Origin of the sequence: Allofournierella sp., assembly GCF_048388525.1 — a bacterium.
Lineage (GTDB): Bacteria > Bacillota > Clostridia > Oscillospirales > Ruminococcaceae > BQOK01.
Map to the genome: position 1 here is coordinate 51,749 of NZ_DBGCTQ010000107.1, position 20,597 is coordinate 72,345.

The window sequence follows — 20,597 nt, forward strand, 5'->3', positions numbered from 1 at the left end:
CCGGAACAAAGGCGAAAAGCGTGCATGCGTTTGGGCGGGTCCGAAAGGGCCCGCCCAATTTTCATTCTACGGCCGATGGCCGCATCCCGGAAGGAGAGACCAGCCCCATGCTGTTGACCCCCGAATATCTGTTTTCCAGCGTTGCGGCGATCACCCCGGCGTTTTTGGCACAGCGGGGCATCGCCGCCCTGGTGCTGGATGTGGACAATACCCTGACCGCCCACGGCAGCCAGGAGCTGCCCGCCGAGGTGGCCGGCTGGCTGGAGGCCATGCGGGCGGCGGGCGTGGGCCTGATGATCGCCAGCAACAACAGCGAAGAGCGGGTGGCGCCGTTTGCCGCCCGGCTGGGCCTGGATTTTGTGGCGGGCAGCGCAAAGCCGCTGCCCGGAGGCCTTGCCCGTGCGCAAAAAAAATTCGGGGTCGAAAAGGCACGCATGGCCATTGTGGGCGACCAGCTGTTCACCGACCGGCTGGCGGGGGCGTTATATGGCATTCCGGCACTGGTGGTGACGCCCCGCGCGCCGGACACCCACCGGGGCATTTTGTTCAAGCGCAGGCTGGAACAGCCGTTTTTGCGGCGCTATTATAAAAAAGGGGGAAAGCTGCTGTGAGCGTTTTTTTCGGCACGGCCGGGGAGAGCGAGAGCTTTCGGGCCGCGGGGCACAAGACCAGCCTGGAGGTGCCGGCGTATACCGCGGGCATGGGGCTGGACGCCTTTGAATACCAGTGCGGCCGGGGCGTGCGGCTGAAGGAAGAAAAGGCGCAGGCCATTGCGGCCGAGGCGAAAAAGCACGGTGTTTATTTCAGCCTGCACGCGCCCTATTATATCTCCATGAGCAGCATGGAAGAGGAAAAGCGCCTGAACAGCCTGAACTACATCCTGCAAAGCGCGGCCGCGGTGCGCGCGCTGGGGGGCACGCGGGTTATTTTTCATTCCGGCAGCTGCGGCAAGCAGAGCCGGGAACAGGCGCTTGCCAAGGCGCTGGACACCATGCGGCGCATGGTGGCGGCGGTGGACGAGGCCGGGTTCAGCGAGGTTACCCTTTGCCCCGAGACCATGGGGAAGGTGGGGCAGCTGGGGACTCTGGACGAGGTGCTGGCGCTGTGCCGGGTGGACAAACGCATCACCCCCTGCATCGACTTTGGGCACCTGAACGCGCGGGATCAGGGGTGCATCCGCACAAAGGCGGATTACGCGGCCATTCTGGACCGGATCGGCGAGGCGCTGGGCGACGGGCGGGCGCGCCGGTTTCATGTGCATTTCAGCAAGATCGAATACACCGCCGGCGGGGAGAAACAGCACCTGACCTTTGCGGACACGGTGTATGGCCCCGCCTTTGAGCCCCTGATGGAGCTGTTTTTCGAGCGGGGGCTGGAGCCGGTGGTGATCTGCGAGTCTGCGGGGACGCAGGCGGAGGACGCCGCCGCCATGAAGCGGTATTACCGGGAGCTGGGCTGAACGGCCGGAAATGGCGCAAAACAGCCGGTTTTAGCCTTCTTTTCACCCAAAACCCCTTGAAAAACAGGCCGCGTTACGGTAAAATAACATACGGATATGTCAAGAATTTCTTGAGACAATAAAAACATGGAGGATCCTTTATGATTTCAGCAGGCGAGTTCCGCAACGGCGTTACCTTTGAAGAGGACGGCAAAGTTCTCCAGGTGGTGGAGTTCCAGCACGTGAAGCCCGGCAAGGGCGCCGCGTTCGTGCGCACCAAGACCAAGAATGTGATCACGGGCGCAGTGACCGAGACCAGCTACAACCCCAGCGCCAAGTTCCCCTCGGCCTACATTGAGCGGCGCGAGATGCAGTACAGCTACAGCGACGGCGACCTGTACTACTTCATGGACAACGAGACCTACGAGCAGGTGCCCATCAACGAGAAGGACCTGGGCGACGCGTTCCGCTTTGTGAAGGAGAACGAGATCGTGAAGGTGCTGAGCTACAAGGGCAGCGTGTTCGGCATTGAAGCCCCGAACTTTGTGGTGCTGGAGGTGGTGGAGACCGAGCCCGGCGTGAAGGGCAACACCGCCACCAACACCCTGAAGCCCGCCAAGCTGGAGACCGGCGCCGAGATCCGCGTGCCCCTGTTTATCAACGAGGGGGACAAGATCCGCATCGACACCCGCACCGGCGAGTATATGGAGCGCGCCTGAGCTTTTTGGCCGCCCGGTAGAACTGCTACCCGCTGGGCGGCGGCACAGCCGCCGCCCATTTATCATATCCCACAATTCGGGGCCAGGGCGCACGCCCGCCCCCAAAAGGAGGAAAACACAATGGAGTTGAACGAGAGAGCTGCATACCTGAAGGGCCTGATGGACGGGCTGGAGATCGACGAGGGCAAGAAAGAAGGCAAGGTTCTGAAGGCCATGTACGAGCTGCTGGCCCAGCTGTGCGACACCGTGACCGACCTGGACGCTGATCTGGACCAGGCCTATGACGAGCTGGACGCCATGGACGAGGATATGGACGAGCTGGAAGAGTATGTTTACGGCGACGACCTTGAAGAGGACGAGGAAGAAGACGAAGAGGACGAGGACGCCGAGGTGGAGTACGAGCTGACCTGCCCCAACTGCGGCGCTGTGACCGTGGTGGACGAGGACACCCTGCTGAACGAGCAGGTGTGCTGCGGCAACTGCGGCGCCGAGTTTGAAATCGAATTTACCGAGTGCGACGACGAGGACTGCGAGGGCTGTGCCGGCTGCGCCGGGCCCGAGAGCGAGGACAAAGAGTAAGACTTCCGCCTGCAAAGAGAGGCGCGCAAAAGCCCCCGGGACCAGGGTCCCGGGGGCTTTTGGTTCTTTTCAGGGGAATTGCCTTACTTTGCGGGGGCTGTTTCCCGCAGCGCGCGCTCCAGCCACATGCTGCCGATCTCCAGCGCGGTGTACAGGCCGGATTTGCTGCTTTGTTTGACCACGCGCTCCGGCAAAGGCCTGGAGGCGTCGGTGCTCATGAGCATTACATGCAGTTTGTCGGCCACCTGGGCGCCGCCCTCTTCTTTTGTGGTGAGCACCTGCATGAAAATTACGAACGGGTCGGCCAGGTCGCCATAGTAGATCTCGCGGCCACAGCGCACCAGCGGCTTGCCCTTGTAGGTCAGTTTTGGGGTGAATGCCATGGTTATGAACCCTCCCATCTAAATCAATACATAATTTATTATAGCACACTGGGACCTGCATTACAAGAAAGGGCGGACAGGTCAGTCGTCCCGCCGGTCCCGCTCGATTTTTTCTTCGTTCAGGGCCACCTTTTGGGTCAACGCCTTGATCTTGGAATCCATCTGGCTGAGCCGCACGCTCATGAAAAACTGCTTGATAAGCAGCAAGAAGATGATCGCCAGGTAAACGACGTTGATGGGGCTGATAAAGCCGAGGCGCGCGGCCACCCAGTAAGCGATCTGGGGGAAAAGGCTCAGCAGCAGCAGCAGGCCGGAGAAGATAAACCAAAAGATCGAGTCCTCGATTTGGATCTTGGCATGGCGGATGCGCTTGAGAATGAACAGCACGGTGCACAGGCTGCCCGCGATCAGCAGCAGCCGGAAAAACCAAGGATAAATGACCGACATATCAAACGGCATATTTACAGGCTCCTTTCCGGATAGGGGGTCACGGTGTCGCGCTTGCGGAACCATTGGATGAGCAGGATGGAGAGCCCCATTTTACACATATATTCCACGCTGCGGGCAAAATTCAGATAACTGGAGCCCGCGGTGCGCTCGCGCATTTCGACCTGGAGCTCCTTGACCACCGCGCCGTTTTTAATGAGGTAGCTGATGGTATCCGGCTCGGGGCCGTAATTCAGATTTTCGGCAAATTCCTCCACCATGGCGCGGTTGAACATGCGCATGCCGCTGGTGGGGTCGCAGATGGCCCTGCGGGTGGTCAGCCGGATGGCCCAGCTGATGAGATAACTGCCCACCATGCGCAGATTGCGGGGCTTTTTGACCGTAACAAAACGGCTGCCGATCACAATGTCGGCCCCTTGCTCCAGCAGGTCCAGCATGGGCTGGATATACTCGGGACAGTGCTGGCCGTCCGCGTCGAACTGGAGAGCGCAGTCGTAACCATTTTCTGCCGCGTAGCGCAGGCCGGTCTGGAATGCGCCGGCAAGCCCCAGATTGATGGGCAGATCAATGAGCCGGAAGCCGTGCTGGCGGCAGAGCGCCGCCGTGCGGTCCCGGCTGCCGTCGTTGACCACCACATAATCGTATTGGGGGCAGACAGCGGCCAGCTGCCCGACCACCTGAACGATGTTTTCTTCCTCGTTGTAGGCGGGGATCACAATGAGCAATTTTGCCATGAGCAACGTCATCCTTTTTTTTGTTGTTCGCACGCCGTGCGGGCAAGTTGTTCCACCTGGGCGGCCACTGCGTCCCAGGTAAAGAGCGCTTCCAGGCGCGAGGCCGTTTTTTGGGCGGCGGCAAGACGCCACCCCTCGCGGGCAAGGGCGCCGGCGAGCGCCTGGGAGAGCGGGCCGGGGTCCGGCCCGTCCAATTGAATGCCGTAGCTTTCGTCCGGCAGAAGCTCGCTGCTGCCGCCGGTGCGGGTGGTGAGGATGGGACAGCCGCAGGCCGCCGCCTCGAGAAAGGTGGTGGGAAAGCCCTCGGCATAATAGGTGGGAAGGCAATAGAGCTGGCTTTGGGCCAGCAGCTGCATTGCCTGGGCATAGGGGACCGACCCCAAAAGGTATACGCCGGGGACAGGCGCCTGCTGCAGCTTTGCCAGCAGCGGCCCGTCGCCCGCCACCACCAGGGCGGCATTCGGGGGCGCGGCGCGGCGGAAGGCCTCGATGAGCTCGGGTACCCCCTTTTCCGGGATGAGGCGGCCCAGAGAAACCACCAGACGGCAGCCGGGGCTGAGCCCGAGGCGCGCCCGCCAGTCCACCGCGCCCGGTGCGGCGGCAAGCTGGCGAACCTCGGCCGGGTCCACCGCGTTGTAGAGCTGCCCTTCAGCCTGGATGCCAAAATGCCCCAGCCACCGGCACACCGCCTGGCTCACCCCGAAAAAACGGCGGCAGTGACGTTTTAAAAAGGCGGCCGCCAGATGTTCGTACGCAGAGCCGGCCGCGTTCAGCAGGGCGCTGCCCATAGGGAGGTGGCCGGTGGAATGATCCACTACAAGATGCGGGATGCCGCGCCTGTCGCATTGATACGCAGCGTATAAACTTAATACATAAAACCTGGTGTTGATAATGCACAGGTCAATTTCCTGCGCCCAGACCGGCGCGGCGGCAGCCTTGAGGGCTTTGCCGGGCTTGAGGACCGGAAAGCGCCCCTGCATGAGCTGCCACACGGGCAGGCGGAACACCCCGATCCCCTCCGGCACCGTTTCCCGCTGGGGCAGGCCGGGAAGGGCGCTGGTGACCACAAGCGCTTTGTGACCGGCTGCCGCCAGCCGACGCGCCAGGTTATAGGTGTAGCGCTCGACCCCGCCCACGGTGGGCAGGTATTGGGCGGAGAAAAAGCAGATGGTCACAGGCGGCCCACTCCTTTCCAATAGACTGAAAGGCCGCGCCGGGCGGGCGCGGCCCAAAAGCGCGCAGCAGCGCCGGGGAAGGCTGCGCGTCAGGTCTTTTTGTGTTTGTAGACGAATTCCCGCTGGATCTGGAAGCTGATGAAAAACAAAAGCACGTCCACACAGATCTTGATGAGCACCTCGCCGCCGGCGACCCAGTGGTATAATACGCTCACAAGCAGGGCGGAACAGGCCATCTGCACCACGGCCAGCGCAACGTACTTTGCGGCGGCCATGCCGTGCCCCTCTTTGCTTTTGAAGACCACCCTGTAGTTCAGCAGGTAATTGTAAGTGGCCGAGATGATCCGGGCCAGCACGGTGGGCACGGTGATGTACAATGACACGGGCAGCATGCCGCCCAGCAAGGCGCAGAACAGGGTAAACAGGCAGATGTCGACCACACTGGAGGACAGCGAGGAGAAGAGGAATTTTCCGAATACAGCGTAGATGCGGGCAGAATCGCGCAGGGGATGGAAGTGGCTGGTACGGTTTTCCTCGATGTAGACGGTTTCGATGGGGACTTCCAGAATGGGAACCTCGTTTTCCTTGGTGTCGATGAGCATGTTGCTCTCGAACTCAAAGCGCTCGCCCTTGCTTTGAAGCAGCGCGCGCATATAGCCCGTGGGCACGGCCCGCAGGCCGGTCTGGGTGTCGCTGATGGTCAGGCCCACCAGGAAGCGGAAGACCCCGCAGGTGATCCGGTTGCCGAAGCTGGAGCGGGCGGGCACGTCCTTGCCGGAAAAATCCCGCACGCCCAGAACAAGGGAGTCCGGATGCTGGCACAAAGCCTCCATGACCCGCAGGATGCAGGCGGGGGTGTGCTGGCCGTCCGAGTCGGCGGTGACGCAGCCCACTGCGTTTGGCCAGGTGTTGAGGCAGTAATTGAAGGCGGTCTTGAGCGCGCGCCCCTTGCCCAGGTTGACCGCATGGCGCAGCACCACGCAGCCGTGACGGCTGGCGGCGTCTGCAAAAAAAGGGGCGTATTCGGGGCCGCTGCCGTCGTCCACCAGGACGATGTTTTGGATGCCCGCGGCCTTGAGCTGCTCCAGCAGGCGGGGCAGCTTTTCGTCCGGCTCGAGGCTGGGGATGATGAGCGGCACTTGTTGGTAATCTTGCATGGACAAAAATCCCTTTCTGTTAGCGGGCCACGACGGCCAGGAAAGCGTTGAGCAGCGCACCGAGACCCACCAGGACCGCGGCGTACACGAGGCCATAGCTGCAGTCTGCCCTGAGGGCGAGGCGCTTTGGCCGCACCGAGAGCAGCAGGGGCAGCACCGGAAGGAGATAACGGCCCTGGAAGCCATAGATAACGGTGTAATAGGTGGGAGTCCAGGAAATGCAGCCCACCACGGCAAGGCCGCAGCAGACAAGCGCAGAGAAAAGGCAGAGGGCTTTGGCGCGCCCGGGCAGAACGACCTGGTCCGGGCAGAGCCACGCGAGAGCCAGGAGGAGGTACAGTGCCGCCACGAAGGTCCAGGCAATGTTTAAATCTTTGCTGGTGTTGAAGTAGCTCAGGGTACCCCCCACCAGAGTTTTGACGTAATGGTCGCCCAGCTCGACGAGGGAACGGACACACAGCTGCAAAGTGTCCAGCGGGTGGGAGAGAATATAGGGGAGGGTATAACACACCAGGTCCTGATCGGGAAGGGAGGGGGCGGCCTCGCCGCCGGGGGCTTCAGAGGGAAAGACCTCCGGTGGCTCTGCCTGCTGTGCCTGGCTGGCGGGTTGGCTGCCGGCCAAGCCCTCTGCCGCCTGGCTGCTCACAGCGCCTTCAGCGGCCTGACCGCTGCTTTGGATGAACCCGCCCAAGGTGAGCCCGACCCCGCGCCCGGACAAAAATGCCGCGAGGCACAGCACCACGAAGCCGGCCTTGAGCAGCCTGGAGTACCGCCCCAGCCGCACGGCGGGGATGAGGAACACCAGCGCGATCAACGGCAGATACACGAGCTTGCTGGGGGCGATGACCACGCCCAGCACGGCCGGGAGGAGCAGCTGCTTCCAGCCCAGGCGCTCACGCGGGCCGAAGGCCAGATCCAGCATGACCGCGGAAAATAGAAAGCACAGGGCCAAAAGGTTGGAATCCCGGCTGAAAGAGGCCGCCAGATGCAGGGTCATGGGCAGAAGGGCGGAGAGGGCGAACACGGATTTTGCCACCGGCGTCCGCTTGACCGCCCAGGCAGCAAGAAAAGCAAAAAACAACAGATTTGCCAGCCGCCCGGCGAAGAGGGCCCCCACAAACCCGACCCGCAGGTAAAAGCAGAGCAGCACCGCCGCGGAACTGACAAGATACAGGGTATAGCTGTTGTCGGCCTGGGGGGAATTGCGGTTGGGGGTCACGCCCCAGGCATCGGTATTGCGCTCGCCCGCAAGCTTTGCCATGCGCTGCCAGGTGAACACGGTGGTATAGCCGTCCTGCAGAAGGGGGTCCTGGTCCGAGGGGCGGTGCAGGGATTCGTGCAGGGGAACCTTGCCCACCGGCAGATAGGGGTTGTAGACCGAGCTTGCCAGGCTGAAGCTCTGGTTGATGTGAAACGTCTCGTCCGGCGCGGCATAGGGAGGAAGCACCAGGTTGTAGAGAAGCCCCAGCCCCAGGATGAGCAGGAACACCAGCCGGTGCAGCGGCAGCTTTTTGCCCGCAACGAACCAGGTGGCGGCGCCGAGAAAGGCGATGCAGCCCAGGGCGATAAACCAGTAAAAGGCGGTGAGAAAACCGCCCACCCGCGCCTGCGTGCCCTTGAGGGCCAGGGTGCCGTTTACCGGTTTGCCGTCCGCTGTGAGGGAGACGCCGGCCGGCGCCCCCCCCTCTTCGTAGCCGGCCACAAGGCGGCCCTCGCCGGTGTAATGGGGGGTGAGGGTGACCCGGTAATGCCGCTGCCCGGCGCTGGGCAGTTCCACCGGGGCATCGAGCCCAAGGGTGGTGTAATAGGCGTCCCAGCCGTTGTAGATGTAGCGCAGCTCACCCTGGGAGCGGGCCAGCACCTTGCCGGTGTCCACGTCTTCCAGAACAAGGTCCAGGGTGCCCTCGGGGGGCGTTTGCACATCCTGGGCGGCCAGCACAAAGCTGAGGGCATACAGATCGCGGTCACAGGTGAACTCCTGCACCAGCTGCTGTTCCACCGGCACATAGCTGTGGAACTGATCGTTGATGGCCCAGCCCGAGCTCTTCTCGCCCTGGCCCCGGATGTTGGTGAGCCAGACGGCGGCAAACACGGAAAACGCCGCCAGGCACGCGAGAACGCACAGAAGGATGCGCCGGTGCTGTTTGAGCTGTGCGGTAAACTGTTTCATAAAGTGTATAAAAACCTTTCCGCAGTTTTGTTTTCGCGCAAAGTGATTTTTCAAAACGGGGGAGGTTCAGCCCTGGCCGTAATACGCGCCGGGACCGTGCTTGCGGAGATAGTGCTTATCCAGCAGATATTGATCCACCGGGGCGCCGCCCAGCGCGAGGGTGTGGTATGCCATCATGGCAACCTCCTCGAGAATGATCGCATGCTGGACCGCCGCCGCTGCGCTTTTGCCCCAGGTGAAAGGGCCGTGCCCTTTTACAAGGCCGGCGGGGATCGCGGCGTGCGCCGGGCAGGCCGCCGCCAGCACAAGGCCGGTATTGCGCTCGTACCCGGATTCGATCTCCTCCTGCGTGAGGGCGCGGGCGCAGGGCACCGGGCCGTAAAAGGTATCGGCGTGGGTGGTGCCGAGAGCCGGGATGCTGCGCCCGGCCTGCGCAAAGATGGTGGCCCACCGGCTGTGGGTGTGCACTACGCCGCACACCTCGGGAAAGGCGCGGTAGAGCTCCAGATGGGTGGCGGTGTCGGACGAGGGGCGCAGCGTGCCTTCCACCACTGCGCCGTCCGCAAGGCGCAGGACCACCAGATCGGCGGGGGTGAGGGCCTGATAATCGACCCCCGAGGGCTTGATGGCGAACACCCCGGCGCCCCGGTCTGCCTGGCTGGCATTGCCCCAGGTGGCCAGGCAGAGGTTTGCCTTGGGCAGCGCGAGGTTTGCCTTGAACACGGCCTGTTTCAGAGCTTCATACATGGGAGGGTACCTCCGCGCCGAAGGCGGTTTTTAAAGTGGTTTCGAACAGGCCGGCGCCCCGCAGCAGATATTCCACCGCGCCCCGCACCGCGCCCTCGCCCCCCTTTTGGGGGCACACGTAATCGGCCAGGGCGACCACTTCGGGGGCGGCGTTGGCCGGGCAGGCCACAAAGCCGCACAGCTGCATGGCGGCCAGGTCGTTCCAGTCGTCGCCCACATAGGCGGCCTGTTCTTTGGAGAGGCCCTGCTCTGCCAGAAAGGCCGACAGATAGGTGCGCTTATCCTTGCAATTCTGCACGCACCACTCGAGGTGCAGCTCGGCGGCCCGGCGGCGCACCGGCTCGCTCTCGCGACCGGTGAGGATCATGACCCGGATGCCTGCGGCGCGCGCCAGCACAAGGCCGGCGCCGTCCCGCACCGAGAACTTTTTCATTTCGTTCCCGGTGGAATCCAGGTAGAGCCCGCCGTCGGTCAGGGTGCCGTCCACGTCCAGCACCAGCAGCTTGATGGGCAGCATCCGGCTCACTCCTTTTCGTAATGGCTGGGGGTGATGAAGCGCAGGTTGAGGCCCTGCGCGCGGATGGCCTTTGCCATGGCGGCGTTGTACTCAGACCCGCGGGGAGTGTGGTTCTTCATGCGCTTGTCGGCATAGTTTTCGCCGTCGGGGCCGTAGCCGTCGGCGCCCGCGAGGGCCGCCTCCCGGATGCCGAGGTCCGCCAGAAGGTGCAACAGCATGACCAGGCTGTTGCTGCCGAGCTGGAAAGCGCCCGCCAGGCTGTTATAGTCGAGAACATAGTCCGCCTTGCCGGCGATGTTGGAGGTGGCGAGCACCGGGCAGGGCGGCGCGGCGAGCTTTTCGAACCGCTTGCCGCTGGTGAAAAAGGCATAGTCGGCGGAAAAATCCGCGGGGATAAAGTTGGCCGCGATTACCAGCGGCCGCTCGGCGGCGATGTAGGCCTCGATCTGAGATTTGTGGGTGCTGAGCGAGGCGCCGGGAGCAAGGCAAAGCACGGTGCGGCCCGCCAGCTTTTTTTGCAGGGAGGCGCGGGCCGCGGCGTCGTTGATCCGGTGGTCCTTGTAGGCCGCGTACAGCTCGTCTGCGTAGGAGGCATCGAACGCGGTCTTTTTTTCGGGCGCGATGCGGCTGAGCAGATGATTGATGTCCCGGTTGGAGAGATCGCCCTTGGAGAGGAAGTGCTCGGCGTAATTGCGGTGCAGGTTATAACGGGCCGAGAGAAAATAGGGGGGTGAGTAGCCCCAGGGTTCTTTTTCCCGGATGGGCAGAATGTGGTCCTGGATGGCGTCCAGCATACAGTCGATGTCGTACTGCTTGCCGAAATTCAGGTTCAGATAATCGGCCATGAGCTCGATGCACAGGTTACCGGGGGTGCGGCCCATGCCCAGAAGGCTGGCGTCCACCGTGACGTCCCGGCCTACCAGGTGCTTGTTCAAAAAGCTCTGGGCCAGGCTGAAGCTCTGGGCCATGTTCTCGTGCAGGTGCAGGCCGAGGGAGATGTCCTTGGCGAGGTTATTGTCGACCAGGCTGACGATGCGGTCCAGGTCCTGCTGGTGCATGCTGCCGAAGGTATCGACGATGGAGAAGGCAAAGGGGTGGAGCTTGTTCACCTGCTCCACCAGCCAGAGCACGCCCTCGTCTGAATAGCCCATGATGTTGATGGGGTTGCAGCTGATCTTATAGCCCTTTTCCTGGGCCTTGCGGCAGAACTCCAGGCCTTCGGTGATGTCGTAGTCATGGAAGGTGACCCGGATCAGGTCGATGCCGGTGCCGTCCCAGGGTTCGAGCTTGTCGATGTTGTAAAAGTTGTGCAGGGCCATGCCGCTGAACATCACGCCGCGCCGGTCGGCGGGCAGGATGCTTTTGAGTTCCTTGATGGTATTCCAGCGGGTGCGGTCGGGATCGTGGTCCACATTGCGCAGAAAGCCCACTTCCACGATGTCAACCCCGGCGCGGGTGAGGCTGGACACGATGTCGCGGATGTTTTCAAAGCCGAAGTTCCAGTCGTTGATATAGCCGCCGTCCCGCAAGGTGCAGTCCAGCAAACGGATGTTTTGCATAGCATTGTCCTTTCTGCCGAATGGCAAGGGGGCGGCCCGCAGACGCCGCCGGGAAGGGTTATACCGCAAAAGGGGAAAGCGGGGGTCACACCGCCCCGCGTTCTTTCAAAATCTTGCACACCACATCCAGGTCCTTGGGGGTGTCTACCGAGACGGTCTTGTAGGGGGAGAGCACCGCGTGCACCGTGTGACCGTTTTCGATAAAGCGCATCAGGTCGTTTTCCTCGGCCTTTTCCAGCGCGCTTTTGGGGGTGGCGGCGTAAAAGGCCAGGGCCTGCTTTGAGAACAGCTGGATGCCGGTGATCTTTTCGTATTCGAAATCCAGTGTGCCCTTGGGGTAGGGGATGGGGCTGCGGCTGATCATGAGGATCTCGCGGCGGGCGTTGCAGGCTACTTTTTGGTTGGAGAAGTCGATCACATCCGCCGGGTGGTCCATGCGGTTGGTCACGCCCGCCACATAGAATGGGTCGGCGGGCAGCTCGGCCGGCAGGATCAGATCGAGCGCCCGCGGATCGATGAGAGGCTCGTCCCCCATGATCTGCAGATAGAGATCGGCGTCCAGGCGGGTGCTGACCTCGTGGATGCGGGCGGTGGGGGTGTCGTGGTCGGGGCTGGTCATGACCGCCTGCAGGCCGAGCCCGGCGCACACCTTTAAAATGCGCTCGTCGTCGGTGGCGACGACCAGGCCGTCGAGGCGCGCACAGCGGCTGGCGGCCCGGTAGACCCACCAGAGCATAGGCTTGCCGAGAATGTCCGCCAGGGGCTTGCCCGGCAGCCGGCTGGACTGATAGCGGGCGGGGATCACGCCGAGGATCTTCATAAAGGGCCTCCTTGCCCCGCTGCCCATACAACGGGGCGGCGGCGTGGAATTTTTCAAAAAAGACAGAAAAAAGGAGAAAATTCAGGTTAAAAGGGCCAGCGCCTGGCGGAGGGTGAGCTCCAGGGCTTCGTCCGCCACTTCCAGGCTTTTGAGCACGGTGGACTCCACCGTGACGGCGCGGGCAAAGCGGAAGGGAAGCGCAAAATTGAGCACCTCGCTGGGCATGGTGCGCTCCAGGATGACGGCGCCGGGAAACAGGGCCCCATAATCGGTGGCGTCGCGGGGGTGGGCCTTGACAAAGAGGGGCCCACCCTTGCAGTATTCCCCAGCCACGGCCAGGAACATGCGCTTTTGGACGTTGGCGTCCAGAAGGCCTTCGGCCGCGAAATCCCGGGGCAAAAACAGCACCGCGCCCTCGGCTGTTTCGGGCAGGGGCTGAGTGAGGAACACCTGGCGGATCAGCGCTTTCTGGGGGCCGGTGAGGGAGTGGAAGAGAGCCGCCTTGGAGTGCTCGGCCAGCTTTTCCGCAAACAGGGGGGTGCGGCGGGCGCACTCGGTTTCCACGGCGGCCACCCCTTTCCAGTCGCCCCAGTAGAGGTACCCATAGCCGATCGCCTGCCGCAGGCGGAACCAGGGCGCCGCCCGCTGCTGGTCAATGAGAGGATGGGAGGGCCGGCAGGTGCTGGCGAAGGTATCCTCGCAGAGGATGTAGGGGATGTGCTTGTCCTGGAGATAGCGGCCCAGCACGCTCCAGTCGTTGTGGATATAGACCTTGTTGTAGAGCGCGGGGTCGATGGAAAAGCCGTAATGCTTTTCCACGTTGCGGCGGCCGAGAAAGCGCTGCAAAAGCAAGGTGCGCAGGGCGCCCCGCTGGAGAGCGCTGCCGCACTTTTCCTCGTTGAAGCAGCGCACCGAGCCAAACAGGCCGGTGGCGGAGAGCCGTTCGGCCAGGGGCTGGGCGCCGGGCACCGAACAGCTCAGGATCAGATCGGGCTTTTGTGCCGCGCGCATGGCGCGGCACAGCTCCACCAGCACCTGATAAGGGGTATGGCAGAGATACAGCTCGCGCTTCATTTCAAAGCTCCTGCCGGCTCTCGATGGCGAGAGGCGGGAAGTGGATGCGGCCCCAGCCCGCCGACCACTCGGGAATGGTGAGGTCGGTGTTCACCACCTCGAAGGCGAATTCCTGGTTGGGTTTATCCAGGCAGACCGAGCTGGCCAGGGTCTTTTCGAAGACGTCCACAAAAAAATGGTACTGCCCCTCGCCCAGGAGGGCCGGGTCAAACGTGACAGTGGTGGTGTAGGTGCGGCCGGGCTCGCAGGGGCCGAGATCCACCGGATGGGTGATGCCCACCGGGCTGCTGTCGCGGAAGTGCAGGTTGAACTTCAGGTTGACCCCCGAGAAGGGCTCGCTCACATGCCATTTCAGTTCCACCCGGACGGGCTCGGTGGTGCGGAACACGCTGCTCTCCTTGCCGGGGAAGTTCAGTTCTTCCAGGAAAAAGCGTACACCGGAGTTCTGGGTGAGGCGCCCCGAGTCCCGCAGGTCGTAATGGGTCACATTCACGTCGGTGGTATCCATGTAAATGGCGATGGCGTCCTCCACATTGCCGTCGAAGATGACCTTGCCCTGGTTCAGCACGATGCAGCGGGTGCACAGCTGGCGGATGGTGCTCATGTTGTGGCTGACATAGAGGACCGTGCGGCCCTCCTGGCCGGCCACATCGCTCATTTTGCCCAGGCATTTTTGCTGGAATTTCATGTCGCCCACCGCCAGGACCTCGTCCATGACCATGATCTCGGAGTCGAGATGGGCGGCCACCGCGAAGGCCAGCTTGACGAACATGCCGCTGGAATAGCGCTTGACCGGGGTGTCGATGAAATCGCCGCATTCGGAGAATTCAATGATCTGATCCAGCTTGGCGTCCACTTCGGCCCGGGTCATGCCCAGGATGGTGCCGTTCATATAGATATTCTCGCGGCCGGTCATCTCGTTGTTGAAGCCGGTGCCCACCTCCAGCATGCTGGCAATGCGGCCCTTGAGCCGGATTTCGCCCTCAGTAGGGGCGGTGATGCGGCTGAGCAGTTTTAAAAGAGTGGATTTACCTGCCCCGTTGCGGCCGATGATGCCCAGGGCCTCGCCCTTGTAAACGGTCAGGTCCACGCCGTTGAGGGCCATGAAGGTCTGGCCGAACAGGCGGGTGTCGGTGCCGATTTTGACGTTGGGATCCTCTTTGCCGCGCTTGCGGGCCCACCAGCTTTGCAGGTCTGCGGTGAGGGTGCCGCCGCCGATCTGGCCGAGGCGATACTGCTTTTTCAGGCCGGTTACCTGGATCACAGGCTCCCGGGCGGTGCTTTGTAATGCCATATGCGTGTGTTCCTCCCGGTTTATACCGTGTCCATAAAGGTTTTTTCAATGCGGCTGAACAGGATGACCCCCACCAGCAGCAGCAGGACGGTGAGCCCCAGGCTCCACCACAGGCTGCCCACGTTTACCGTGCCGCAGCCCAGCAGGGCCTTGCGGAACACCTGCACGGGCGCGGTCATGGGATTGATGTTCACAATCAAGCGCAGGGTGGGCTGGTTGAACAGACTGTCCATGGAATAGACCACGGGGGTGGCGTACATCCAGAGCTGCACACCAAAGCCCACCGCGATGGCGAGATCCCGGTATTTGGTGGTGAGGCTGGAAACGATGATGCCGACACCGAGGCCCAGCATCATGACCTGCACCAGCAGGAGGGGAAGGTAAAGAGCCCAGAGAGTCATGGCAATGCGGCCGGCGCCGGGATCAAGGAAGAAAAAGTACAGCCAGAAGCACAGGAACATGGCAAACTGGATGAAAAAGTTCACCAGTGCCGACAGCACCTGCGACAGGGGGGTGACCAGCCGGGGGAAATAGACCTTGCCGAACATGCCGGCGTTGGCCACAAAGGTGTTGGCCGTGTTGTTGATGCAGGAGGCGAACATGCCCCAGAGGGTGTTGCCCGCCATGATGAACAAAAAGCTGGGCGCGCCCTCGGTGGGAAGGCCGGCGATGGTGCCGAAGATTACATTGAATAAAACTGTGGTGATAAGCGGATTGAGCAGGATCCACAGCGGCCCCAGGATGGTCTGCTTGTACATCACGGTGAAATTGCGCTTGACAAACAGAAGCACCAGGTCGCGATAATGCCACAGATCCCTGAAGTCGATATCAAACCAGCCGCTGCGGGGGCGGATGATGGTAGTCCATTCGGTGGATTGCCTTGTTTTGCCCATGGGGACACTCCTTTAGGCGCGGCGGCGCCCGCGTTTTTTAACATCTTATTATAGCACAGAACGCTCGAAATGACAAAATAAGCGGGGCGAAATGCTTTTACACGGGGGCGGGGCTGCCGGGATGAAGCCTGCGGTGGATGGCGTAGCCCACCCAGTAGCGCCGGTAGTAGCCGTTGATGCCCTCGCGCTCCTGCCAGGCGCCGATGCGGCGGATGGCCCACAGCCATTTGAGACGAAAGGGCCAGGCGTAGGGCGAATAGTAGTGCCGCCGGAAAAAGAGGGCGGTGAGCCGGATGATGGAGGGGTTTTTGAGAACCCCCCTCGCCGCGGCGCGGCGCCGGGCGTTGGAAACACCCGGCTGGGTGAGCAGGGCATGGAGGCCCACGCCCACCGTGCGCATATAATTGTGCAGGATGGCGTATTCATCCTGCTCCGGCATGTGAAAGAATTCGCGGTTTTGCGCTAAAAGCGCCTCGAAGACCCGGCTCCAGCAAACGCAGAAGTCCGGCGGGAAGCGGCGGGACAGGCTGCCCGCCTTGCCGTTGTTGTCGTAGAAATAGAGCGGGTCGGGCAGATAGCGAAAGCAGCTGCCGGGCCGGGCGGAGAAGAGCGCCCGGGCGTAGCGGAAGACGAATTCCAGATCTTCGCCCATCTCCAGGCTTTCATCAAAAAAGATGCCCTGCTGCAGAAGGGCCGTGTCGAACAGCATGGCCCAAACTGCGCCCAGCTTTGCGCTGATATAGAGCCGGCCGATCTGAGAAGGCGCGAAAGCTTGAGGGGGCTCGGTGACGGGGCCGGTGTGCAGGAGGGAGCGCTCGTCGGCATAGTTCCAGAACACAAAGTCGCCCGGATGGGCCGCCGCGGCCTCCACCGCCGTTTGCAGCAGATAGGGGGAGACAAGATCGTCGGAATCGACAAAAACGAGATAGCGGCCCTTTGCGGCCCGGATGCCCGCGTTGCGGGCGCTGGAGGCGCCGCCGTTTGTTTGGTGCAGCGCGCGCACCCGGCCGTCGCGGGAGGCAAAGCCGTCGCACAGGGCGCCGGAGCCGTCCGGGCTGCCGTCGTCCACCAGGATGCACTCGAAATCGCGGAAGGTCTGGGCCAGCAGGCTTTCCACACAGCGGGGCAGCCAGGCCTCCGCCTTGTAGACCGGCACCACCACGCTGACCGCGGGGAAATGGGGTGTTTCCATGCGCGTGCCCTCCTTTTTGAAAGGGATGAAGAAAACTTACAGCCGCTGCCAGCCCCGGGCCAGCAGATAGTAGCCCAGCCAGTAGCATTTCCAGTAAAGAGCGGGGCGCTGCTCCCGCCAGCGCAGCATGGCCCGGGCGAGCCATGCCCAGTGCAGCCGCAGCGGCAGGTAAAAATCGGTATACCAGCGATTTTGGCGGAGCCAATCCAGCATTTCAGCCAGCTCGGGGGACTGCCAGCATTCCGAGGTGGGCTCGCCGTTCTGCTTTGCCAAAGTAAGGCCGAACACCACCGGCCGCAGGATGCGGTTCATGCATTGGGCGATCTGGTGGGGCTCCTGTTCGTAGAAGGGGGCAAATGCCGATTTTACCCGGTTGAAGAAAGCAAATTGCTTTTGACAGTAGTGTGCGTGGTTGCCCTGCCATTTGGAAACGCTTTTCTCGTTTTCCAGATTCCAGTAATACAGTGGGGCTTCGATCTGGCGCACGCCGCCGCCCGGATGCAGAGCGAAAAAGGCGGGAAGAAAGCGGGCTATGAAGTCGAAATCCTCGCCGCCGCCCACCATGCCCTCGGTGAACAGGGCGGGCATGGAGCGAAGCACCTCGGTGGGCAGAAGCTTGTTCCACACATAGATGAAAAGGTCGCTGGCGAAATAGCGCAGCGTTTCGCTGCGGCCAAAGCAGGTGGTGGAGTAAGAACCGGGCTGGGCGGCGAACGCTTCGGGACTGCGGGTAAAGGGCCATACGATCAACTGATCGGGATGGGCCTGCTGTTCGGCCAGCGCCCATTCCAGGGTGCGGGGGGCCAGTTGATCGTCCTGGTCGCACAGCACGACGAACCGGCCTTTCGCGGCCCGGATGCCCGCGTTGCGGGCGCTGCACACCCCCGCATTTTTTTGGTGGATCACCGAAAACCGGGCATCGCGACGAACCTGTTCGTCGCAGACGGCTCGGGAGCCGTCTGAGGAGCCATCGTCCACCAAAATACATTCAAAGTTGGAGAAGGTTTGCGCGGCAATGGAGGCGAACAGCGCCGGCAGGCATTCTTTTACATTGTAGACGGGCACCGCGATGGAAACAACGGGAGTGGGCATGTTACTGTTCCGCCTTTCTTTTAGGCAACAGGCGACGGATCGCCTGGCCGCCCCAATAGAATTTGTTCTTGATCCACAGCCAGGCGCGGATGGTTTTTATATACCAGGGCTTGTAGCAGTTGCGCGCCAGAAAGAACGCGGGGCAAACAAGGCCGTGGTTCGCACAAAACCGCATGGCCGGCCAGACGCGATATTGCCTGCAGAGGGCCAAAAGCCGCCGGGTGACGGGGAAGGAAAGACAGCTTTGGACCGCCTGGCGGCGCCGGGCGGGGAAGAGGAATCGGTGGAGCCGTCGTCCACGAGGATACATTCGAAGTCACCGAGCGTTTGGGCGGTGATGCTTTCAAGGCAGCGGGACAGATAAGCCTCCACATTATAGACGGGAACGATCATGGATATAAGAGGAGAAGACATGCGGATTCAACCCTTTCCGCGGGCGAACAGGCCCTTGACTGCTTGCCAGCCCCAGTAAAATTTATTTTTTAGCCAAAGCCAAGCGCGGATGGTACCTGTATACCAGGGTTTATAACAGTTTCGGGCAAGGAATACGCACAGGCGCGCAAGGCCGTGCCGCGCGCAAAAGGTCATAGCGGGCCATACGCGGCAGCGGTGACACAGGGAGAGAAACTGCCGCATACAGGGCAGGGCAAGACAGGCACGGATTTTACACCAGCGCTCACGAGGGGGAGTTTCGGTTTCGAAGCGGGCACAGTCTGAAAGGAAGCCCAGCAGCACGAAGAGTTCATGGCGGCAAAAGGGTGCCCACAAAGAAAGGTCATTATCGCAGAGCTGATGGAACAGCTCCAGAAGCTGGGGAAGTTGCTGAAACTCACAGGAAAGTTTGGCGGGGAAGTAATTTACCGTGAGGCTTCCGGGGCGCTGCTGCTCATAGAAATACAGAACCTGTGGGATAAAAAGGAAGTGAACTTGCCTCGCCTTGTTTAATATAGCCAGAAGATAACGGGTGGTAAAGTCCAGATCTTCAGCCCAGCGGACAGTCTCATCAAATCGCAGGTCAAAAGCGCAGAGCAGCTGGCGATTCCAGAGTTTGGACCAGGCGGAGGGGAAATCACCGGCATCGAAAAGCTGAGCGGCGGTCTGGGATTCCGAAGACGGGTGGAGTTGTGGCAAGGCCTCGGGAAACGGACCGTGTTTCCAGCAGACCAAGGTGTTTGGCGGCGCTTGGGCCTGCACGGACAAGGCCAGTTCCAGGGTTTGGGGATGCAGGGCGTCATCGCTGTCACAAAAGACTACCCAATCCGCCTTTGCCACAGCGAGCCCCGCATTGCGGGCGCTGGAAAGACCGCCGTTGGGTTTATGAATCGCACGAAAGCGCGCGTCGCGCGCGGCCCAGCCGTCACAGATGGCGCCGCAGCCATCCGGGCTGCCGTCGTCCACCAGAATGCACTCGAAATCGCGGAAGGTCTGGGCGGCGATGCTTTCCAGGCAGCGCGGCAGCCAGGTTTCAACCTTATAGATGGGAACAACAATGCTCACCTGGGGCATAAGCTCATCTCCTTAGGATTCGTTTTTGCGCAGGCTGCGGTAACCGGTCCAGTATACGTTCGCATAGAGGGCAGGCCGCGTTTCACAAATGTGGAACCACCATTTCACGCCGCCCGCCCAGCGCAGGCGCAGAAAGGTCAGAAACAGATTGTGAACCCGCTGCTGGCGGTGCCACTGCCAAATCTCCTGAAGCTCAGGGATCTGCCACAGGCGCGCGATCTCCTGCCGTGGCTGGGGCAGTTGGCAGAGCCCATAGGCGATGCTTTGCAGGGTGGCGCTCATCACCAGGGCGATATCTGGGGCCGGATAGCAAAAGAAGGGCTCAAACACAGATTTGGTCTCGGCATAGAGCCGCAGCTGGAGCCGGCAGTAATCGCTGAAATCCCTCTGATAGGTGGCGCCGGTGGTGTGGGTGATGCTGCCGGTGTTCGACTGGTTGTAATAATAAAGGGGCAGGTCGATCTGGCAAATGCCCGCATCCGGATTGCCTGCAAAAAACCGAGGCCAGAACTGATTGAAGAAATCGTAATCTTCGGAGTTATGCAGGGCTTCGTTGAATTGAATCGCCTCTTGACGGAGAAAACCCAGAGGATAGAGCTTGTTTGAAGGAGAATTGAAAAGCTGCCGGTCAGAGAAGTAGCGCAGCAATTGAGATTGGGAAAAACAAGTGATGGAAAGGGAATCAGACCCAGGAAAATCCACAGCCCAATCGGCCGGATCGAAGGTAAAGCGCCAGGCGATCAGGTCCTGGGGATGAAGCTTTTGGGTTTCCAGGGCCAACTCTAAGAGGCGGGGATGGAGCGCGTCGTCGCCGTCGCAAAAGACGAGCCAGTGGCCCTGGGAGAGTTTCATGCCGCTGTTGCGGGCGGAGGACACACCGCCGTTCTTTTGGTGGATCACCCGAAAGCGCGGGTCCTGCCGGGCCTGCTCATCGCAGAGGGCGCCCGAGCCGTCGGGGGAGCCGTCGTCCACCAGGATGCATTCGAAATCCTTGAAAGTTTGGGCGGCGATGCTGGCGAGGCACTGGGGCAGAAAGGCCTCGACGTTATAGATGGGAACGATGATGCTTACTTCAGGCATGGTTTCGGCTCTCCTTTGTTT

At 61.6% G+C, this 20,597-nt stretch carries 22 protein-coding genes; 4 read left to right on the top strand and 18 right to left on the bottom strand.

The annotated features are described in order from the left end of the window. Positions 1 to 107: 107 nt before the first annotated feature. From ACMLHZ_RS13030 to ACMLHZ_RS13045, 4 genes are all read left to right on the top strand, one after another. Entirely contained in the window at positions 108 to 611 is a 504-nt protein-coding gene (locus ACMLHZ_RS13030) for a YqeG family HAD IIIA-type phosphatase (protein WP_418668114.1), read from the top strand. Beyond that, positions 608 to 1,459 carry a TIM barrel protein gene (locus tag ACMLHZ_RS13035; protein WP_418668115.1) on the top strand — a complete coding sequence of 284 codons (852 nt, stop codon included), beginning with the start codon at positions 608 to 610 and terminating at the stop codon, positions 1,457 to 1,459. The genes ACMLHZ_RS13030 and ACMLHZ_RS13035 overlap by 4 nt, the downstream gene beginning before the upstream one ends. Before the next feature lie 140 nt (positions 1,460 to 1,599). Beyond that, a complete protein-coding gene (efp, locus tag ACMLHZ_RS13040) occupies positions 1,600 to 2,157 on the top strand; it encodes an elongation factor P (RefSeq protein WP_177562991.1) in 558 nt (185 codons plus the stop codon). Positions 2,158 to 2,277: 120 nt separating this feature from the next. After that, positions 2,278 to 2,736, top strand: coding sequence for a CD1247 N-terminal domain-containing protein (locus tag ACMLHZ_RS13045; RefSeq protein WP_418668116.1), 459 nt, complete (start codon positions 2,278 to 2,280; stop codon positions 2,734 to 2,736). An 83-nt stretch (positions 2,737 to 2,819) separates the two neighbouring features. Here the strand turns inward: ACMLHZ_RS13045 and ACMLHZ_RS13050 are convergent, their stop codons facing one another. From ACMLHZ_RS13050 to ACMLHZ_RS13135, 18 genes are all read right to left on the bottom strand, one after another. Beyond that, a complete protein-coding gene (locus ACMLHZ_RS13050; RefSeq protein ID WP_177562989.1) occupies positions 2,820 to 3,119 on the bottom strand; it encodes a hypothetical protein in 300 nt (99 codons plus the stop codon). 81 nt (positions 3,120 to 3,200) lie between these two features. Continuing rightward, positions 3,201 to 3,578 (bottom strand): DUF2304 domain-containing protein, encoded by a 378-nt coding sequence (locus tag ACMLHZ_RS13055; RefSeq protein ID WP_418668117.1) that lies wholly within the window; start codon positions 3,576 to 3,578, stop codon positions 3,201 to 3,203. Positions 3,579 to 3,580: 2 nt separating this feature from the next. After that, the gene (locus tag ACMLHZ_RS13060; RefSeq protein WP_177562987.1) at positions 3,581 to 4,300 is read right to left on the bottom strand and encodes a glycosyltransferase family 2 protein; all 720 of its coding nucleotides are present in this window, start codon (positions 4,298 to 4,300) and stop codon (positions 3,581 to 3,583) included. Positions 4,301 to 4,308: 8 nt separating this feature from the next. Beyond that, positions 4,309 to 5,475, bottom strand: coding sequence for a glycosyltransferase family 4 protein (locus ACMLHZ_RS13065; protein WP_418668118.1), 1,167 nt, complete (start codon positions 5,473 to 5,475; stop codon positions 4,309 to 4,311). 89 nt (positions 5,476 to 5,564) lie between these two features. Next, positions 5,565 to 6,632: a glycosyltransferase gene (locus ACMLHZ_RS13070; protein WP_418668119.1), complete on the bottom strand. Its 1,068-nt coding sequence runs from the start codon at positions 6,630 to 6,632 to the stop codon at positions 5,565 to 5,567. 19 nt (positions 6,633 to 6,651) lie between these two features. Next, on the bottom strand, positions 6,652 to 8,802 hold the full coding sequence (locus ACMLHZ_RS13075) for a DUF2142 domain-containing protein (protein ID WP_418668120.1): 2,151 nt from the start codon (positions 8,800 to 8,802) through the stop codon (positions 6,652 to 6,654). Between the two features lie 66 nt (positions 8,803 to 8,868). Beyond that, complete coding sequence (araD, locus tag ACMLHZ_RS13080) at positions 8,869 to 9,549, bottom strand: L-ribulose-5-phosphate 4-epimerase AraD (protein ID WP_418668121.1); 681 nt, start codon at positions 9,547 to 9,549, stop codon at positions 8,869 to 8,871. Continuing rightward, positions 9,542 to 10,066: a KdsC family phosphatase gene (locus ACMLHZ_RS13085; RefSeq protein WP_418668122.1), complete on the bottom strand. Its 525-nt coding sequence runs from the start codon at positions 10,064 to 10,066 to the stop codon at positions 9,542 to 9,544. The genes araD and ACMLHZ_RS13085 overlap by 8 nt, the downstream gene beginning before the upstream one ends. A 5-nt stretch (positions 10,067 to 10,071) precedes the next feature. Next, the gene (locus ACMLHZ_RS13090) at positions 10,072 to 11,625 is read right to left on the bottom strand and encodes an aldolase catalytic domain-containing protein (RefSeq protein WP_418668123.1); all 1,554 of its coding nucleotides are present in this window, start codon (positions 11,623 to 11,625) and stop codon (positions 10,072 to 10,074) included. A gap of 85 nt (positions 11,626 to 11,710) precedes the next feature. Then, entirely contained in the window at positions 11,711 to 12,445 is a 735-nt protein-coding gene (locus ACMLHZ_RS13095; protein ID WP_418668124.1) for a 3-deoxy-manno-octulosonate cytidylyltransferase, read from the bottom strand. Between the two features lie 81 nt (positions 12,446 to 12,526). Further along, positions 12,527 to 13,519: a hypothetical protein gene (locus ACMLHZ_RS13100; protein ID WP_418668125.1), complete on the bottom strand. Its 993-nt coding sequence runs from the start codon at positions 13,517 to 13,519 to the stop codon at positions 12,527 to 12,529. 1 nt (position 13,520) lies between these two features. Then, a complete protein-coding gene (locus ACMLHZ_RS13105) occupies positions 13,521 to 14,813 on the bottom strand; it encodes a polysaccharide ABC transporter ATP-binding protein (RefSeq protein WP_418668126.1) in 1,293 nt (430 codons plus the stop codon). 20 nt (positions 14,814 to 14,833) lie between these two features. Further along, positions 14,834 to 15,706, bottom strand: coding sequence for an ABC transporter permease (locus ACMLHZ_RS13110; protein ID WP_418668127.1), 873 nt, complete (start codon positions 15,704 to 15,706; stop codon positions 14,834 to 14,836). A gap of 97 nt (positions 15,707 to 15,803) precedes the next feature. Then, positions 15,804 to 16,898 carry a glycosyltransferase family 2 protein gene (locus tag ACMLHZ_RS13115; protein WP_418668128.1) on the bottom strand — a complete coding sequence of 365 codons (1,095 nt, stop codon included), beginning with the start codon at positions 16,896 to 16,898 and terminating at the stop codon, positions 15,804 to 15,806. 36 nt (positions 16,899 to 16,934) lie between these two features. After that, positions 16,935 to 17,990: a glycosyltransferase family 2 protein gene (locus tag ACMLHZ_RS13120; RefSeq protein WP_418668129.1), complete on the bottom strand. Its 1,056-nt coding sequence runs from the start codon at positions 17,988 to 17,990 to the stop codon at positions 16,935 to 16,937. Positions 17,991 to 18,086: 96 nt separating this feature from the next. Beyond that, positions 18,087 to 18,404, bottom strand: a complete 318-nt coding sequence (locus tag ACMLHZ_RS13125) for a glycosyltransferase family 2 protein (RefSeq protein WP_418668130.1) — start codon at positions 18,402 to 18,404, stop codon at positions 18,087 to 18,089. Between the two features lie 6 nt (positions 18,405 to 18,410). Continuing rightward, positions 18,411 to 19,496, bottom strand: a complete 1,086-nt coding sequence (locus ACMLHZ_RS13130) for a glycosyltransferase family 2 protein (RefSeq protein ID WP_418668131.1) — start codon at positions 19,494 to 19,496, stop codon at positions 18,411 to 18,413. Positions 19,497 to 19,508: 12 nt separating this feature from the next. Continuing rightward, on the bottom strand, positions 19,509 to 20,576 hold the full coding sequence (locus ACMLHZ_RS13135) for a glycosyltransferase family 2 protein (protein WP_418668132.1): 1,068 nt from the start codon (positions 20,574 to 20,576) through the stop codon (positions 19,509 to 19,511). Between the last annotated feature and the right edge of the window lie 21 nt (positions 20,577 to 20,597).

Excerpts from the sequence above, each read along its gene's own strand:
- ACMLHZ_RS13130 (WP_418668131.1), bottom strand. The coding sequence starts at position 19,496 with ATGCCCCAGGTGAGCATTGTTGTTCCCATCTATAAGGTTGAAACCTGG.
- ACMLHZ_RS13045 (WP_418668116.1), top strand. The coding sequence starts at position 2,278 with ATGGAGTTGAACGAGAGAGCTGCATACCTGAAGGGCCTGATGGACGGG.
- ACMLHZ_RS13115 (WP_418668128.1), bottom strand. The coding sequence starts at position 16,898 with ATGGAAACACCCCATTTCCCCGCGGTCAGCGTGGTGGTGCCGGTCTAC.
- ACMLHZ_RS13135 (WP_418668132.1), bottom strand. The coding sequence starts at position 20,576 with ATGCCTGAAGTAAGCATCATCGTTCCCATCTATAACGTCGAGGCCTTT.
- ACMLHZ_RS13120 (WP_418668129.1), bottom strand. The coding sequence starts at position 17,990 with ATGCCCACTCCCGTTGTTTCCATCGCGGTGCCCGTCTACAATGTAAAA.
- ACMLHZ_RS13070 (WP_418668119.1), bottom strand. The coding sequence starts at position 6,632 with ATGCAAGATTACCAACAAGTGCCGCTCATCATCCCCAGCCTCGAGCCG.
- ACMLHZ_RS13125 (WP_418668130.1), bottom strand. The coding sequence starts at position 18,404 with ATGTCTTCTCCTCTTATATCCATGATCGTTCCCGTCTATAATGTGGAG.
- ACMLHZ_RS13050 (WP_177562989.1), bottom strand. The coding sequence starts at position 3,119 with ATGGCATTCACCCCAAAACTGACCTACAAGGGCAAGCCGCTGGTGCGC.
- efp (WP_177562991.1), top strand. The coding sequence starts at position 1,600 with ATGATTTCAGCAGGCGAGTTCCGCAACGGCGTTACCTTTGAAGAGGAC.
- ACMLHZ_RS13085 (WP_418668122.1), bottom strand. The coding sequence starts at position 10,066 with ATGCTGCCCATCAAGCTGCTGGTGCTGGACGTGGACGGCACCCTGACC.
- ACMLHZ_RS13030 (WP_418668114.1), top strand. The coding sequence starts at position 108 with ATGCTGTTGACCCCCGAATATCTGTTTTCCAGCGTTGCGGCGATCACC.
- ACMLHZ_RS13060 (WP_177562987.1), bottom strand. The coding sequence starts at position 4,300 with ATGGCAAAATTGCTCATTGTGATCCCCGCCTACAACGAGGAAGAAAAC.
- ACMLHZ_RS13105 (WP_418668126.1), bottom strand. The coding sequence starts at position 14,813 with ATGGCATTACAAAGCACCGCCCGGGAGCCTGTGATCCAGGTAACCGGC.
- ACMLHZ_RS13100 (WP_418668125.1), bottom strand. The coding sequence starts at position 13,519 with ATGAAGCGCGAGCTGTATCTCTGCCATACCCCTTATCAGGTGCTGGTG.
- araD (WP_418668121.1), bottom strand. The coding sequence starts at position 9,549 with ATGTATGAAGCTCTGAAACAGGCCGTGTTCAAGGCAAACCTCGCGCTG.
- ACMLHZ_RS13075 (WP_418668120.1), bottom strand. The coding sequence starts at position 8,802 with ATGAAACAGTTTACCGCACAGCTCAAACAGCACCGGCGCATCCTTCTG.
- ACMLHZ_RS13090 (WP_418668123.1), bottom strand. The coding sequence starts at position 11,625 with ATGCAAAACATCCGTTTGCTGGACTGCACCTTGCGGGACGGCGGCTAT.
- ACMLHZ_RS13095 (WP_418668124.1), bottom strand. The coding sequence starts at position 12,445 with ATGAAGATCCTCGGCGTGATCCCCGCCCGCTATCAGTCCAGCCGGCTG.
- ACMLHZ_RS13055 (WP_418668117.1), bottom strand. The coding sequence starts at position 3,578 with ATGCCGTTTGATATGTCGGTCATTTATCCTTGGTTTTTCCGGCTGCTG.
- ACMLHZ_RS13110 (WP_418668127.1), bottom strand. The coding sequence starts at position 15,706 with ATGGGCAAAACAAGGCAATCCACCGAATGGACTACCATCATCCGCCCC.